Origin of the sequence: Enterocloster sp. OA13, assembly GCF_022440595.1 — a bacterium.
GTDB classification, from domain to species: Bacteria; Bacillota; Clostridia; order Lachnospirales; family Lachnospiraceae; genus Enterocloster; species Enterocloster hominis.
This window is the reverse complement of sequence record NZ_JAKNTF010000001.1, coordinates 5,873,497-5,889,847: the sequence shown is the minus strand read 5'-3', so window position 1 is coordinate 5,889,847 and position 16,351 is coordinate 5,873,497. Positions and strand designations below refer to the sequence as shown.

Here is a 16,351-nt window from a genome sequence, read left to right as displayed (position 1 = left end):
GGAAATACACCGCCCATCCATCTGTCAATATTTTGCCTTAACAGTATTAACGGTTTCATATAATGCTACAGAAGCCTCATCCGCCGTTTTAAGGAATTCATCAACAACCGGCTGTACCGCAGCCTTAAATGATTCTTTGTCAACCTCATTGATCTCCACTCCTGCGTCCATCAGTACCGTAACCTCTGTTTCCATGGCTGCCGGCCAGATTTTTTCGTTCCATTCAATATCCATCTGTTTACCGGCTTCATCAATAGCCTGCTGCTGTTCCGGCGTCAGGCTGTCGTATACGGCCTTGCTCATCAGGATGGGGTCAGGAATGATAAACTGTTCTGTTTTGGAAAAATATTTTGCGACTTCATACAGCTTATTGGATGTAATGACCGGAATGGAATTCTCCAGACCATCAATGGTCTTCTGCTGTACAGCCGTGTATACCTCACTCCATGCCATAGGAACACCGGTTGCTCCCATGGCGTTAATGGTACCGGCCAGAACGGCATTCTCCATGCACCGGATATTCAGCCCTTTAAGGTCAGACGGATTGGTCACCGGTTTTTTTGCGTTAAGGATGCTTCTCTCACCAAAGTTCCACCATGAAATAATCTTAAACCCTGAATCCTCTGCGGACTTTTCAAGTATGGCTGCTACCTCCGGGTCGCTCAGGACCTTAACCGCCTGCTCGCCACTGTCAAACATATATGGGAGTGAGAACACAGACCATATATCATCATAGGAAGATAAATCCGTAGCTGCCAGCTCCGTAAATTCTATGGTGCCGTTCTGAAGCCCTGCCAGGGTCTCCACTTTATCTCCCAGCTGGGAACTTGGATAAAATTCCACCACCAGTTCACCGCCGGAATACTCTTTTATCAGTTCCCCCAATTTCAGCGCCCCATCGGCCTGTGTGCCAACCGGCGGGCAGGTTGCTGAATATTTTAATATTACCGCATCTTTAGCTGGTTTTGACGCCGCCTCGGATTCTCCCCCGGATGTTTCCGCTTTTGCATCCGTCTCTTCAGCCTTCGCTGTTGTCTGGGCAGCCGTGGCTTTTTCCGGTTTAGCGGAAGAGCCAAGACATCCCGTCAGTGATATTGCTGCCATACCTGCTGCCATTAATATTGCTGCTGTTTTTTTCATAAGTACCTTCTCCTTTTCATTTTTATTGTAAACATTTCCTCAAATGTTCGGCACTGTTTTTCATTCCTACATCAGCTATCGGAAGGTCCTGAGGATGCCATCTCCGCTCATATTCCAGGGAATACCATCCCTCATACCCCGATTTCCTCAGCTTTTCTACGATTGCCTTCCAATCCATGATTCCTTCACCCACAACCCTGGAGCTTACAATTCTTTCGTCCTCATTGACATGGGAAACGCTGGATGCTTTAAATTCCCTTGCATCCCCCTTAAAGATCAGGTCCTTCACATGGACATACCGTATGTAATCCTTCTGAAGCTCAATGGCCTCCTCATATTCCTCCCCACCCACGAAGGCAAGGTTAACCTGGTCATACAATATGCCTACATTCGGGTGGTTTATCCTGCCAACAATCTCTGCCGCGCGCCTGGCCGTCACAGTCATGGTATTGAAATGGTCCTCCAATACAAGTGTGATATTCTTTGCGGCAGCCACATCCCCCAAAATCCTCATGGCCTCCACCAAACGGCGTTCCTTCCCTCCGTCCCCATCCTGTTCTTCCTGCGCAAAGCTGCCTCCATATATCCTGACATACTCAGCTCCCAAAAAAACGGCATAATCAATAACCTTCTTCACACCCTCAATATCGGATTCGCGTACAGCATCATCCAGGTCATTAAACCTGCAATAATACGGTGTAAGGCATATGATCCTTATATTACTGTGTTTTGCCGCATCTTTAATTTTCTGTAAATACACTTCATCAACGTGATTGGGGATTCCGCATCTGTAATCATCCTGAACCACTATCTCGATTCCATCCAGACCGATTCCGGCAAACAGCTCCATAGCCTCCTCCACCGTGTATTCCGGAGTCCCCATTGTATGTCCTGCAATTAATTCCATATGCTTCCCCCTATGACAGATCCGGCAGACCCGCACTCTTTAATATGCGGTCCATCAGTTCATGTGTCCTGTATGCATCTTCTCCATTGGTAAGGGGTGATTGTCCAGTCTTCAGGCATTCAAAGAAATGATCAATCTCCCCTCTGAACCCTAGTTTATCCTCTACCCTTGCCCAGCCCATGGCCAATGGTGTCATGGTTGTCTTATGGGCCTGTTCCCCGTCCACTACAGTAATATCATCCGGTGAGTTCACATAGACACTCTTATTACCACCATGTATCTCCATTGTTTCAACCCATTGCCCGGATGCCCGGTCGGCTACCAGTATTCCCACTGAACCATTTTCAAACTTGAGCTGCGCCGTGGCAAGCGTTTCATAATAAGGGTCTGTATATTTGGCAAGGGCCTGAACATCCGTACACTCCCCGCAGAGATACCGCATCAGGTCCACCATGTGGATGGCATTTTCCAGCGTGGCCCTATACTCGGAGGCAGGCCTGTTCTTCTGGGCTATTACCACATCCGGCGCGGTGTCCCCATATGCTTCCTTGGCTTTTCTGTATACCGGGGCAAACCGCCGGTTAAATCCAGCCATCAGCATATTGCCTGTCCTGCGTGCGGTATCAGCCATCCATTCCGCCTCTTTTAAAGTCATGGCAAGCGGCTTTTCACACAGCACGGAAATACCGTTTTCCAATAACTTAACAACCTGCTCAGGATGGTTTGCTTTAGGCGAAAGCACAAATGCACAGTCCGGCCTCAATTCCATTAACGCTTCCATGGTTTCCACTGCATGGACTGCCCCATACTGGCGTTTCGCATCCAGGGCATGTTCGGGATGCTTAGCCAATACTGCAGTAATCTCCACATCATCCCTGGATGCCAGCACCGGAAGATGGGCAATCTGCGCGATTGCGCCCACCCCTATCACTGCAACCTTAATCTTTTCTTCCATTTGATTTCTCCTTCTCAATTATTTATATATAGCCGAACATTCCCGGAAGCGCCGTCACAAAAAACGGGAAATATGTAATGAGGAATAGCACGATTACTTCTGCCAGGACATAGGGTAATATTGCCTTCCCGCCTTTCTCTACCGGACACTTTGCAATATTGCAGGCCAGGAACAGACACACGCCTAGCGGCGGGGTCCCGCAGCCTATTATCAGGTTCAATACCATCACAACGCCGAAATGCACATCGTTGATACCGAACTGTGCTGCGATAGGGGCGAGAATCGGGGCAAGCACGATTACGCTGGCGCCTCCGTCCATGAACATCCCAAGGATTAGGATCAGCACGTTGACCATCAGCATGAATACATACGGAGAGGATGTAACTGAAGCCATGAATGCCCCCATCATGGCGGGAATCTGCAACGCAGTCAGGACATAGCTCACGATTTTTGCCGCAGATATAATCATCAGGGTAGTAGAAGTCTGAAGGATGGTTTTGTAAAGCATAGGTACAATATCCTTCACCGTAACTGTTTTCAGCACAAACATGCTCACAAGCATGGAGTACACCACCGCCACAGCACCGGCTTCCGTGGGTGTACATACCCCGCCCAGGATACCGCCCACAATTATGATTGGCATTCCTAACGGCCAAATGGCATCTGCAAATGTCTGCCTCTTTTCTTCCCATGTCATCTTCTCAGTGCGTCTCGGAAAATGCATGGTCCTGTCCTGGAGCGCCACCACTGTCATAAGCCCAAGTCCCACCATAAGTCCAGGTATGAATCCGCCCAGGAACATGGCTCCAACGGAAGTTCCCACGCATACGCCATAGATGACCATCATGATACTCGGCGGAATGATAGGGCCGACTGTTGATGAACTGGCTGTGACTGCCACGGCTGTCTCTTTTGAATAGCCCTCTTTAATCATGGCAGGTATCAGCATTCCGCCTATTGCAGATGTATCCGCCTGGGCAGATCCTGTTACCCCTCCAAAAAACATACTCGCCACGATATTGGCCTGGGCCAGGCTGGCGGGCATCCTTCCAATCAGCATCAGCGCGAATTTAATCAGCTTTTCCGTAATTTTTCCCCTGTTCATGATTTCCCCGGCAAATATGAAAAACGGGATTGCAAGAAGGGGAAAGGAAGCAATCCCACTGTATATGGACTGGGGAATGGTAATCCAGGATATCCCCCCGAGGGCAGAACGGCTTTGGAGGAATATGAGTCCCATTGTCCCGGTTGCCCCAAGGGCCGCAAATATAGGAACCCCCAATAAAATAAGCGCAAATATCATAACTATTAAAGTAACACCAATCATGTAACCTTTACCTCCCAACCATATGACCGTACTATTCCTCTGCAGGTTCTTCTAAAATGCGTTCCTTCATGACTTTCAAAAACTCATAAATCATCAATACGGCTCCCAGGGTTATGGCCAGATAGCAGATACTCCATGGAATTTTGAGAACTGCCGTTTTGGCCGCCCCAAGCCCCTTTACATGTACGATGGAACTGAAGAGGATGACTGCCAGGAATGCAAGGGTTATCAGATTCGTCATGATCCTTACCGTAATCCTCAGAGGTTTTGGCGCCCTGTTTACAAATCCCTGGATATCCGTATGGCACTTCTCCCTGAACGCCAGGGCCGAACCCAGCATGACCACCAATACCAAAAGTATTGTAACCAGTTCATTGGCCCACAAAATCCCTCTCTGAAGGACATATCGGAAAAACACCTGGACAGGTACAATGACGGCTATGATGCCAAGGCAGGACACACTTACATACTTTTCAAATCCCCCTATCACCTTGTCTATTGCTGAGAAAACTCCTCTTTTGTTTTCATTCATTGTTCTTCTCCTCACAAGCTCATAAATACGTTTACATTTTACATCCAAAACCAAATATCCAAGCTGTTATTTTTGATGGATTTCCACATATTTATTGTTATTTTCTCATTATTATGCTTTATCCACCCCCTTCCGGTTCATTTTCCCACAAGAGTATTGATATTTTTATGAATACGTTTACATTTCATATTTTACTATATCATACCGCTATTGCAAAATCAATAGTAAGTATTATGTCACTTTTATCTATATTTTGTTATTTGTTTTTGTGTATTATTGACAATTTTCATTTCTTTTTCAAAATACATACCTTAATTTAATGCCATGTATTTATTATGCCCCCACTCTTTTTCTTTACATATTGACATTTTCCTTTGGGTCTGCTATGCTCTCCTTAAAGGGTTTATGGATATTGATAACGTTTACATTTCAATTCGTTCATTACTGACCATACTCCAATATACTAAGGGGGGATACATTTTGGTTACTGTAAAAGATGTTGCTAAGGCTGCAGGAGTCTCCATTGCCACCGTATCAAGAGTGGTAAGGGACGAGGCTAATGTAAAAAAAGACACGAAGGATTTGGTTTTAAAGGTAATCAGGGAGTTAAACTATCAGCCAAACGCCCTTGCACGTCAGATGCGCCAGCAGTCCACAAAGACTGTAATCGTTATCGTACCTGACATCGGCAACTCCTTTTTCCACGAAATCCTCTTTGGGATTCAGGACACTGCCACGAAGTACGGTTATCAGATACTGATTGCCAACATGAATAACAGGCCCGACGTGGAAACCTATTACTTTAATGCCCTTTTACAGAAGCAGGTGGATGGCGTCATTTCACTGTCAGCCAATATTGCGAAAAGCCTGATGGACAAAGTTGCCAATGCATACCCCATTGTCGTCGCGTGCCAATACCTGGACAATTCCGACATGCCCAATGTCACCATTGACAATATCAGCGCGGCTAAGAAGATTGTTGAATACCTGATTGAACAGGGCCATACCCATATCGCCCATTTGACAAGCCACCCCACAGCACTGCTGTACAGGGACCGGTTTAATGGTTATATATCCGCTCTGGCAGAACATGGCCTGCCCATTGATTTGGAGCTGGTCTGTTATGATGAGCCAAGTATAGAAGGCGGATACAGGCAGATGAATAATCTCCTGGAATTAGGGAAACCAATCTCAGCTGTATTTGCCGCGGGCGATACCATGGCCATTGGAGCCCTGAAAGCCTTAAAGAATGCAGGATTAAAGGTACCGGACGATTTTTCAGTGGTCGGATTTGACGATATAGAATTCTCCTCAATATTTGAACCCGCTCTTACCACGATCCGCCAGCCTAAATTCCTTATAGGACAGACAGCCTTTGAAAAGTTATTTAAGCTCATGAATGGGGCTCCCTTAGATTCCCTTAAGGATATTTTGGACTATGAGCTGGTAATCCGTGAAAGCAGCGGCGTAAACCGCCACAAATAATCTTACTTATGCATATGGTGCCGATGTACTGCCATACAGGCACATCCGGTATCATCCAGGAGGTATTTTCCATGAAATGTAAAGGTATTGTTGCCGTATCAAAGGGCGAAGTCCGCATGATGGATGTAGATATAACAGACCCGAAAAGTGATGAGGTACAGGTCCGCATGGCTGCTACCATGATCAGTCCAGGGACAGAGCGCGCCCATATTCTTGCGCTTCCTAACTCAAACCAGGAATTTCCTTATGTGCCCGGCTATTGCTGTGCCGGTATCATTGAAAAGACCGGAAGTAATGTGACCGGATTCTCAGTTGGGGACCGGGTTGCATGTTTTGCAGTGGATGTCGGACACAGGGAAATCGGAAATGTAACGGCCAGCAGGGTTGCCCGGATTCCCGATGGCGTCCCCTTTGAATATGCTGCGTTCTCAGGCCTTGGCCAGACTTCCATGCAGGGTGTGAGAAAAGCCCGGATTGAATTGGGTGAGAGCGTACTGGTCATCGGACTGGGGATTGTGGGACAGCTTGCCCTCCAATTTGCCAAAGCCTCCGGCGCCCTTCCGGCCATTGGCGTTGACCGGATTGAGAAAAGGCTGGACATCGCCAAAGCCTGCGGCGCAGATTATGCATTTAATAATTCCGGCACCTCCCTGAACGGACTTTTAGCCCCTGTACTCGGTTCAAAAGGACCTGATGTGGTACTGGAAAGTACAGGATTTCCGGAAGTCATGAGCGAGGCATGTGCATCCGCCGCTGATTATGCCCGTGTTTCCATCATCGGCTGTCCCCGTGGAATAACTGATTTTAATTTTTATACCCATATCCAGAAAAAGTCCATTACCTTGATTGGCGCCCATGCTGTTTTCTCTGTACCTGAAAAGCAGTCCTATCCCCACTTCTGGACCTATGAGGATGATACCACCTGTTTCCTGAACCTGATTAAACGGGGAACCGTAACGGTTGAACCCCTGATTACGGACATGGTTCCCTGGACGGATGCCGAGAAGATGTATGAACGCCTTCTCAGCTGGGATAAGGATTCACTGGGCATCATACTAAGGTGGCCAGCTTACCTGTAAGGGGGATGACCATGAGATTCGGGTGTTTCGGCTTCATACGCCATATACCACTAATTGAACAGGCTGGTTTTGATACCGCAGAACTGGATATATGTGAAATAAATGCCTTGCCTGATGACGCATTCAAGCGCCTTCTGGAGAAGGCCGACGCATCCACATTAAGCTTTGAAGTATTTTCCGGCCTGATACCTCTGACAGAACGTTTCCATTCAGAAGATTTTTCCAGGTCATACTGGCTTGAACATGTGGAAAAGGCGGCCAGCCGTATCTCTCTTTTAGGGGCCCAGCTGGTACCGTTTGGCGCGGGCAGGTGCAGAAGTATCCCGGAGCATTGTAATGACAGGGAAGGTGCCTGCGGGACGGTAATCAGCCTGGTGCGGGAGATATGTCTGATTCTGGATAAATATGATATCGTCCTTGCCGTGGAACCCTTGGGGCCTGCCAATTCCAACTACATGAACACGATAGAAGAAGCCGTGACATTTGCCCAAAAGACAGGTGTGGAAAATTGCCACGTTATGTGTGACCTGCGCCATATGCTGGCTTCCGGTGATGATTTGGATGCCATCGGAAGATATGCCTCCTCCATACGGCATGCCCATATTGACTATCCCTTGGGAAAACGGAGGAAGTTTCCCCTGAATGGCGATGGTTTTAACTATAAGCCATATTTTAGGGCGCTGCATAAAGCGGGCTATCAGGGCATCATGGCCGTCGAAGCAACCGATTATGATGATTATTTGACAGAGGCAGCAAAAAGCCTTAGATTTTTAAAAGACTGCGGTTCCTGATGCGGAACCGTCACAGTCCACACATTAAGAAAGGGAATTAATCATGAATAAATTATTTGGTACTGTTGTTCCCATCATCACACCGTTTGATAATCAGGACCATGTGGACCTGGAATCCCTGGAAAACCTTACAGAACATGTAATACAGGGCGGACTTCAATGTATCTACCCTTGCGGTACCACAGGCGAAATGCTTCTTCTTTCCGTAGATGAACGTAAGGCCATCCTGGAAACAGTCATCCGCAAAACAGCAGGGCGTATTCCTGTATTCGCCCATGCCGGGGCCATGACGTTGAAGGATACTTTGAATCTGGCCGGACACGCCGTCAAGGCGGGCGCAGACGGCATCGGTGTAGTGACCCCCTCCTACTTTAAGCTGTCAGACCAGGGATTGGTGGATTTCTACACTACAGTCGCCCACAGCGTCCCTGATGATTTTCCAGTATATCTGTACGGGATACCTCAGAATTCCGTGAATGACATCAATGAAAATGTGGCGCAGGAAATTGCATCCCGCTGTAAGAATGTAATCGGCATTAAATATAGTTTTCCTGATATGACCTTAATCCAAAAGTTCATGCTGGTTAACAAAGGGACGTTCTCCGTCCTGGTAGGTCCCGACCACCTCTTCCATGCCGTATGTGCCGTAGGGGGTGACGGAACCGTTTCCGGCAATTCCATGGTAATCCCCGAGCATTACGCCGCCCTTTGGAAGGCAATACAGGCCAATGACAAAGACCTTTGCATCCGTCTCCAACGAAGGACCAATATACTGAACGGCATCCTGTGCGCAAAAAACAATATATCTGCTTATAAAGTTGTACTGCGCGAGGAAGGAATCATACGGACTTCTAAGATGCGTGCCCCGATGGAGGCATTGTCTGCCAGCGATGAAGCAATACTGATGGCTGCTTTGAAAGAAAACCATTATAGGGAAATTGTAGGGATCTAAGGGATGCGGATGATAAGGTGATTATGGGTGGAATCCGGGCGGGGAGGCTATATCCTGCTGCGGTATGGGAAAGAAATAAGGCAGGGACCGCGTACCTGCGGCGGTACGCTTCCCTGCCCATAAGATTCCGATGTCATTTCATGTCTTCTTAACAAAATCCGTCCCGCACTTAGGACAATGTATGCTCACCTTCCCATGCCCTCTTGGAATACGGATTTTCTGACTGCACTTAGGGCACTTGAATATACGGTACCTGCGTCCCTTACTGAACCGGAACTTCAGTTTGCGCCAATATTCCGTAATATAAAAACGCATCCCCATATACGCCTGGTTTTCCTGATAACGTTTTCCGATGTTCTTTGAAAACATACGCAAGTACATCCCAATAAGAAGAGCCAATTCCAAAGCATCAAGTATCATGGACGGCAGAGCTGCCCTAATCAATAGATTGATGACTATCAGCACCAGCGCCGCTGTCACCATGAACTGCCCCAACTGATCCATTCCATACCTGCCAATCATAAAGCGCTGAAATCTTTCCCTAAAACGGTTCATCCTCATCCATTTCCTTTCACGTCTTCCTGTTCCATGCCTTCTTGTGTATACCATGGACAGTTCTACATGACTGTAACTATAACCCAAATCAGTACATAAATCAATGTAAGGACGTGATTCTTAATGGTAATTTTAGAAAACAGGCACCGGCTTTTAAGACAGCTGTCCCCTACATCCGCTTGACCGCATCCATGGCCAGCAGGGAACGCTCGCATTCATCTGCGGTCAGGGTAATCTGCCAGCACAGCGTGCTGCCCTTCATATGTTCAGCCGCATAACTAAGCCCGTTGGTGCGCTCATCCAGGAAATTCCGGTCAATCTGGTTGGGGTCGCCTAACAGGATGATCTTAGTGCCTTTGCCTGCGCGGGTAATGATGCCTTTGACCTGGGCAGGGGTCATGTTCTGGGCCTCATCGATGATCAGATAGGTCCGGACAATGGAACGCCCCCTTATGAAGTTAAGGGCCTCTGCCTGGATTAATCCCCTGTCAAAGATTTCATCCACCTTGCCCTTTAGCTCGGTTTCATTCTCATACCTTTTTTCCTCGCAGGAATCAATCAGCTGCTCCAAATTGTCAATGACGGGCCGCATCAGCGGTGATATCTTCTCCTGCTCATCCCCCGGCAGGAAACCGATATCCGTATCGAACTGGGCATTGGGACGGCTGATGATGATTCTCCGGTATTCGCCCGTTGGGTTGTTAAGAAGTTTTTCAAGGCCCACCGCCAAGGTATAAAATGTCTTGGCCGTGCCAGCCATCCCCTTTACAATGACAAGCGGCGCCTGTTCCGCAGGCTGCATCAGGGCTTCCTGGAGGAAATACTGGCCGGAATTCCTGGGAGCAACGCCATAAGGCTTGCTTTTCTTATAATCCAGGGCCACAATCCGCTCCCCCTGCACACGTCCCAGAACCGTTTTCCTGGAGGACTGGTCTGCCTTTATCATGATGAACTGGTTTTCCCATAGACTGGGCGTGCTGCAGTGGCCGTCCTGGTCCGCCATATAAACGGCGCTGACCGGGATTCCCCTTTTCTTGAAATCCTTAAAACTTTCCTCGGGCGCATACACCTCTGTCCGCCCTGTGTATTGCCCGTCCCTGTCCGATACCTGTTCCGTAATAAAATCTTCTGCCCGTATCCCGATTATCTGTGCCTTAATCCGAAGCAGGATATCCTTGGTCACAAGAATCACCTGCCGGGCCTGATGTATGTCATCAGCCCGATTATCCGCCCCCAGCTGCCCCGCAAGCCCCCTGCACACCTTCAGTATCCGGTTATCCATCTTGTCATCCGGCAGATCCGGCGGGAGCGTCACATCCACAAAGTTCTTCTCCACCCGCAGGCTCCCGCCGCTTTCCAGTCCTACCCCGGCCAGCAGATTCCCGTTCCGGCGAAGTTCCTCCAGGATCCTTATGGCCTTGCGCGCATTGGCGCCTCTTTCCCCATCGGCTTTTTTCAGATTATCCAGTTCCTCCAGCACTGCCACAGGCAGTACAATCTGGTTATCCTCAAAGCAGTTGACCGCATAGGGGGCCTGTATCAGCACATTGGTGTCTATTACATAGGTTTTAATCATTGACAGGACTCCTTCCCGTTATTTATAAGGCACATGGGCCTGCATCCGCAGGATATGACGTCTTATGGACCAATTGTAACGGATATCAGGAATCCATGTCACCACTGCCCTGTAAAAGGACTGTAAAATATCTGCGCATCACGGCGCAGCATTTGAACTTCCCGCGGCGCAGCATTTAAAATTCCCCTCTTGACATCCATCCTTACTTCCCCTATAATCGGAATTGCCGCGGTGCTGTGTGCATGCGGCGATTCCAACAGCAGAAAGGTGGCTAACTGAAATATGATTATTAAATGATTGAACAGCAGCAAATGACAGCATGGATATGATTCTGTGCTTCCATGGCAAGACAGGCCGTGGTAAGACAGGCATTTATTCTTATGCATTTTCATCATTTCGTTCAGTCATTGGGAATCATTGTTTCAGAGGGCCATATTTTATACAGGACCGTAATCCGGACACCCTATATATATTTAACCTGGTACATTTACTTTTTGCAGCGTTTCCATACTGCGGTACCGGTATGTCGCGGCGTTGTCCCGGGTTTCACCCACGGTATTGCCCAGAATCTGGATTCCTTCTGAACGAAGTGCGTTTAGGAGGGATTTTTTTGTTATTAAATGCACAGGACATTAAGAAGGAGTACGGCATCCAGACCGTACTGGATATTGAAAAACTGGAAATTGAGGACGGGGAAAGGATTGGCCTTATCGGCCGCAACGGCGCAGGCAAATCCACCCTGTTCGGGGTATTGACAGGCAGGATTGCCTGCGATGAAGGGACTATCAGGCGAAACTGTGAAATTGCGGAAATCCTGCAGTCAGGGGATCCGGACGGTGAGCCGGACGGACGCTTCATCAGCCAGATGAAGCTTCGGGAAAGCGCGGTTAAGAGCGGGGGCGAGCGGACGCGCCTTGCCATTGCATCTGCATTTTCCAGACATGCTCCCCTGCTCTTTGCAGATGAACCCACTACGAACCTGGACGTGGACGGTGTGGAAATGCTGGAAAAGATGATGGCCGGTTACCGGGGCGCCATTCTTATGATATCCCATGACCGTACACTGCTGGACCGGGTATGCAACAAGATCTGGGAACTGGAGGACGGAAAAATACGGGTATTTGACGGCAATTATTCAGACTGGAGCCAGCAGAAAAACAGGGAACGGAATTTCCAGCAGTTTGAGTATGAACAGTACCAGAAAGAAAAACGGCACCTGGAAAAAGCCGCGGATGCCCTACAGCGGAAAGGCCAGACAATGGCAAAGCCGCCAAAGCGCATGGGCAGCAGCGAATGGATGCTCTACAAAGGCATTGCTTCCGTACAGCAGGGTCACGTCCAAAGCAACAAGGCAGCCGTCATCAGCAGGCTGGAACATCTGGAGAAAAAGGAAAAACCGGCCGAGCTTCCCCATGTATCCATGAAGCTGCCGGATGCAGGACGCATCCGCGCCAGATATGCGGCCACGGTCAGGGAACTGACTGTGAACTACGGTGACAACTATGTCCTGGATCATGCCACCCTCTACGTGGAATCCGGGAAGCGGACCTTCCTTACAGGAACCAACGGGGCAGGCAAGTCCACCCTGATCAAGGCCCTCCTTGAACATGCCCCGGGCACATTCATCACCTCAGAAGCCCGGGTCAGCTACTTTTCCCAGGACCAGGACACCCTGGACCCACGAAAGACCGTACTGGAAAATATAACCGCGGACGCGGTCTATCCCCAGCATATATGCAGGGCCGTGTTATCCAACCTTTACATGAGCAGGGATGACATGTTTAAAGCCGTCAGCGTGCTTTCGGGCGGGGAGCGGGTGAAGACAGCCCTGGCCAAGGTACTGGTGTCGGGCTGTAATTTCATAATCCTGGATGAACCCACCAACCATATGGACGTGTATACCATGGAGGGACTGGAGCGTCTGCTGGAAAGCTATGACGGCACGCTTCTGGCTGTCAGCCATGACAGGACCCTGGTGGAACACCTGGCCGATGCGGTATTCCGGGTGGAGGATGGGACAGTGGCGCCTGTCCACAGATAGGGCCGCCCTCATCCGGCCCGCCGGGTGACCGGGCATGGATTCAGTATGTCATCATTGTCTGCGGCGTACTCCTGGCGTCATGGGAGCTGTGGTTTAAAAAATCAGCTTGTACAAAAGATCATGACATGTTATGATAATCTGAGATTTTTGAAAAAGAAGGTCACAATCATGATTAACCATAATTCAAGTGTTCCAATGTACCTCCAGATATCAAGGCAGCTGTCAGAGGCCATTCAGCAGGGCGAATACAATCCTGGAGACAAGCTGCCTTCCGAGAGTACCTTGTGCCAGCAGTATGATGTAAGCCGTATCACGGTACGCCAGGCCCTGAACCTGCTGATACAGCAGGACATGGCATTTTCCGTCCACGGGAAAGGCACCTTTGTAAAGCCGCCTGCCATTAACCACGAACTGAACAAAATCATCAGCTTCAGCCGGGTACTGCAGCAGAAAGGACTGAAGGGCCATACGTGCATCCAGTCATTTTCCCCTGAGTTCCAGGATGAAGCAGCCCAAAGCCGTCTGGGCGGGACTGTATCCAACCTGAACCTGATTGGATACGCCACCCACACGCCGGTTGTATATTACCGTTCCTTCTTCCCCCCGGACATAGGGCAGCGTATGTGGCAGGCCGCCAAGGATGCAGAACAATCCGGCAACGCATTTTCAACCTATGACCTGTATGCCAGGATTGGCGTGGATATGTTCCGGGTGGAACAGAGCATCGGCGCTGTTAATGCTGATTCCGGGCTGGCACAAGTGCTGGAGCTGCCCAAGGATAAGGCACTGATTGTATTGGAATCCGTTTATTATGCCGCGGACGGCTCTGCCATGGAGTATAAACTGGGATATTACCGGTCCGATATATATTCCTTCCATCTGCAGCGGCAGCTATAGGACGGGGTCATAATTGAAAATTACATATCCTGTATGAAACAATCAGCCGTATCCAAAATCGTGGATACGGCCCTTTTTCTATGAATATAGCATAATCATATACAACTACCTGCAATAATGCCCCTTTTTAATTTCCCCATAACCTTGCGCAACCCTTCAAGCCCTGTTTTCGATATTACAAGTTGGATATAAAACACCAGACTTGTCATATCATTTGTGCATATATCACAATTTTATACTTGAAAAATTGGCACTCCCAAGTATTTAAATACAAATATCCATCTTGACATCACCATTTTTGTGTGCTATTCTTGGTATATCTTGTAATAACAAGTTATATCAACAACACATCTTAAAGGAGGATTACCATGGGAAAGGACACTCTGAGAATTATTTCCCCAAATGGACATTTGGGCTTTGCCCCCACAAAGGAAGGAAGTTTTTACATCGGTGCAGAAACAAAACCAGACTATTACTGCTGTGATTCCGGCAGTGACGATATCGGCCCGGTGCCTCTGGGCATGGACAAATGCGCCAGCCATCCGGACTGGCAGTATCATGACCTGGAATTAATGCTGCTGGCTTCACGCGAACAGGGTGTGCCCATGATCATCGGCTCCGCAGGCGATACCGGAACCAACAGCCGTGTGGATATGTATGTTGAGATGATCCGCGACATGGCGAAGAAGCATAATTTAAAGAAGTTCAAACTGGCTTATTTTTATTCTGAAGTGGATAAGGAATATCTCCGCAGGAAGATGCTGGCCGGTGAGACAATCGAAGGCCTGAACAGCCGTACCGACCTGACCATGGAGGAGCTGGACGCCACCACCAGGATTGTGGCCGTATCCGGGGTGCATCCATTCATCAAAGCCCTGGAGATGGGGGCGGATGTCATCATCGGCGGACGTACCAGTGATGCCTGCGTCTTTGCATCAGCCGCTATCTATGAAGGCTTCCCGGAGAACATCGCATATTACACAGGCAAGGTCCTGGAGTGCGCATCCTTCTGCTGCGAGCCTTACGGCGCCAAGGAATCCGTTATCGGAACCATCACGAAGGATGATGTGAAGGTTACCGCCATGGCACCGTTCCAGCGCTGTACCGTTGCTTCCGTGGCAGGACATGCGATGTATGAGCGGACCAACCCGTATTATGAATATGTGGCCGGAGGCTGCCTGGATATGAGCGAATGCGCATATGAACAGTTTGACGAAAAGACCTGCCGTATCACCAATCCGAAGTTCATACCAATTGAAGGAAGGGTTAAGGTAAAACTGGAAGGTTCCGGCTACATAGGAAAGCGCTACATGGGACTTGCAGGCGTGCGCGACCCATATACAATCAAGAACATTGACAAGGTAATCGACTGGGCCAAATCCCAGGTTGCAGAGCGCCATCCCGATGATAAATATGAGCTCAGCTACCGGATTTTCGGTAAGAACGGCGTCATGGGCGACATGGAACCAATTAAGGAAACCAAGTCCCATGAACTGTTAATCGTAGTGGAAGGCGTTGCGGATGACGATGCCCTGGCACAGGAAGTCACCCTGATCGGCATGCGCCAGATTTTCTACGCAAGGCTGCCTGAGGTTAAGGGAACCGCGGGAACTGCTGCATTTATCCTGGATGAAGTTACCAAGATTTCCGATGCCTATACCTGGACCATGGACCATACCGTGGAAGTGGATGACCCGTTGGAGCTGTTCCCTGTTTCCATGATTGAAATCGGTGAATAAAAGGAGGACGAAACTATGAAGACAATGAAACTTGTTGATTTGGCAAAAACAATCCGCAGCAAGAATGCCGGTACGGACCGAATCACCTTTGATATTATTTTCCGCGACCCGGAAAACTATGAACTGGTTAAAAAAAGCGGTGTGCTCAACCGTGCATTCGTGGCGGAACTGTTCGGTATACCGGACAGCCGTATTGCTGATTTCGTGGAATTTGACCCGGGTTACGCAATCAAATTCACCATCAACCGTCTGCGTCCCTCCGGTTCCTTTGGGGAGGGTGACATATTTGGCTGCCAACAGTATCCGCCTCTGCTGGACGTAGAAATCCCCGTGGAGTAAAGGCTGCATAAATTCTGAGTAGTTGCCGGCTGTACC

Annotated in this window: 15 protein-coding genes; 8 read left to right on the top strand and 7 right to left on the bottom strand. The window is 48.8% G+C overall.

From position 1 onward, the window contains the following. Positions 1-24: 24 nt before the first annotated feature. Genes MCJ35_RS26310 through MCJ35_RS26290 form a run of 5 tightly spaced genes read right to left on the bottom strand, consistent with a single transcriptional unit; the run spans position 25 to position 4,861 of the window. Positions 25-1,140, bottom strand: a complete 1,116-nt coding sequence (locus tag MCJ35_RS26310) for a TRAP transporter substrate-binding protein (protein ID WP_025484465.1) — start codon at positions 1,138-1,140, stop codon at positions 25-27. 22 nt (positions 1,141-1,162) lie between these two features. Next, positions 1,163-2,047 (bottom strand): sugar phosphate isomerase/epimerase family protein, encoded by an 885-nt coding sequence (locus MCJ35_RS26305; protein WP_025484466.1) that lies wholly within the window; start codon positions 2,045-2,047, stop codon positions 1,163-1,165. A 10-nt stretch (positions 2,048-2,057) separates the two neighbouring features. Then, on the bottom strand, positions 2,058-3,002 hold the full coding sequence (locus MCJ35_RS26300; RefSeq protein ID WP_008723581.1) for a Gfo/Idh/MocA family protein: 945 nt from the start codon (positions 3,000-3,002) through the stop codon (positions 2,058-2,060). A 22-nt stretch (positions 3,003-3,024) separates the two neighbouring features. After that, a complete protein-coding gene (locus MCJ35_RS26295; protein ID WP_008723579.1) occupies positions 3,025-4,329 on the bottom strand; it encodes a TRAP transporter large permease in 1,305 nt (434 codons plus the stop codon). 31 nt (positions 4,330-4,360) lie between these two features. Further along, entirely contained in the window at positions 4,361-4,861 is a 501-nt protein-coding gene (locus MCJ35_RS26290; protein WP_025484469.1) for a TRAP transporter small permease, read from the bottom strand. A gap of 480 nt (positions 4,862-5,341) precedes the next feature. Here MCJ35_RS26290 and MCJ35_RS26285 point away from each other — a divergent pair, with 480 nt between their 5' ends. The 4 genes from MCJ35_RS26285 to MCJ35_RS26270 all read left to right on the top strand — a co-directional run bounded on the left by MCJ35_RS26285 (position 5,342) and on the right by MCJ35_RS26270 (position 9,168). Next, a complete protein-coding gene (locus MCJ35_RS26285; protein ID WP_008723574.1) occupies positions 5,342-6,346 on the top strand; it encodes a LacI family DNA-binding transcriptional regulator in 1,005 nt (334 codons plus the stop codon). A gap of 71 nt (positions 6,347-6,417) precedes the next feature. Then, positions 6,418-7,425: a zinc-dependent alcohol dehydrogenase gene (locus tag MCJ35_RS26280; protein WP_162158531.1), complete on the top strand. Its 1,008-nt coding sequence runs from the start codon at positions 6,418-6,420 to the stop codon at positions 7,423-7,425. An 11-nt stretch (positions 7,426-7,436) separates the two neighbouring features. Continuing rightward, positions 7,437-8,216: a sugar phosphate isomerase/epimerase family protein gene (locus tag MCJ35_RS26275; protein WP_025484471.1), complete on the top strand. Its 780-nt coding sequence runs from the start codon at positions 7,437-7,439 to the stop codon at positions 8,214-8,216. A gap of 43 nt (positions 8,217-8,259) precedes the next feature. Continuing rightward, positions 8,260-9,168: a dihydrodipicolinate synthase family protein gene (locus tag MCJ35_RS26270; RefSeq protein ID WP_025484472.1), complete on the top strand. Its 909-nt coding sequence runs from the start codon at positions 8,260-8,262 to the stop codon at positions 9,166-9,168. Between the two features lie 138 nt (positions 9,169-9,306). On the opposite strand, the gene MCJ35_RS26265 is transcribed toward MCJ35_RS26270, so the two are convergent. Then, positions 9,307-9,723, bottom strand: a complete 417-nt coding sequence (locus MCJ35_RS26265) for a hypothetical protein (protein WP_025484473.1) — start codon at positions 9,721-9,723, stop codon at positions 9,307-9,309. Between the two features lie 169 nt (positions 9,724-9,892). Beyond that, positions 9,893-11,299 carry a PhoH family protein gene (locus tag MCJ35_RS26260; RefSeq protein WP_008723566.1) on the bottom strand — a complete coding sequence of 469 codons (1,407 nt, stop codon included), beginning with the start codon at positions 11,297-11,299 and terminating at the stop codon, positions 9,893-9,895. A gap of 610 nt (positions 11,300-11,909) precedes the next feature. Between MCJ35_RS26260 and abc-f the strand changes: the two genes are divergently transcribed. From abc-f to MCJ35_RS26240, 4 genes are all read left to right on the top strand, one after another. Then, positions 11,910-13,340, top strand: coding sequence for a ribosomal protection-like ABC-F family protein (gene abc-f, locus MCJ35_RS26255; RefSeq protein ID WP_240299702.1), 1,431 nt, complete (start codon positions 11,910-11,912; stop codon positions 13,338-13,340). A gap of 168 nt (positions 13,341-13,508) precedes the next feature. After that, positions 13,509-14,237 carry a GntR family transcriptional regulator gene (locus tag MCJ35_RS26250; RefSeq protein WP_008723562.1) on the top strand — a complete coding sequence of 243 codons (729 nt, stop codon included), beginning with the start codon at positions 13,509-13,511 and terminating at the stop codon, positions 14,235-14,237. Positions 14,238-14,605: 368 nt separating this feature from the next. Continuing rightward, complete coding sequence (locus tag MCJ35_RS26245; RefSeq protein WP_025484478.1) at positions 14,606-15,976, top strand: acyclic terpene utilization AtuA family protein; 1,371 nt, start codon at positions 14,606-14,608, stop codon at positions 15,974-15,976. Between the two features lie 15 nt (positions 15,977-15,991). After that, positions 15,992-16,315: a DUF4387 domain-containing protein gene (locus MCJ35_RS26240; RefSeq protein ID WP_008723558.1), complete on the top strand. Its 324-nt coding sequence runs from the start codon at positions 15,992-15,994 to the stop codon at positions 16,313-16,315. Positions 16,316-16,351 lie beyond the last annotated feature (36 nt).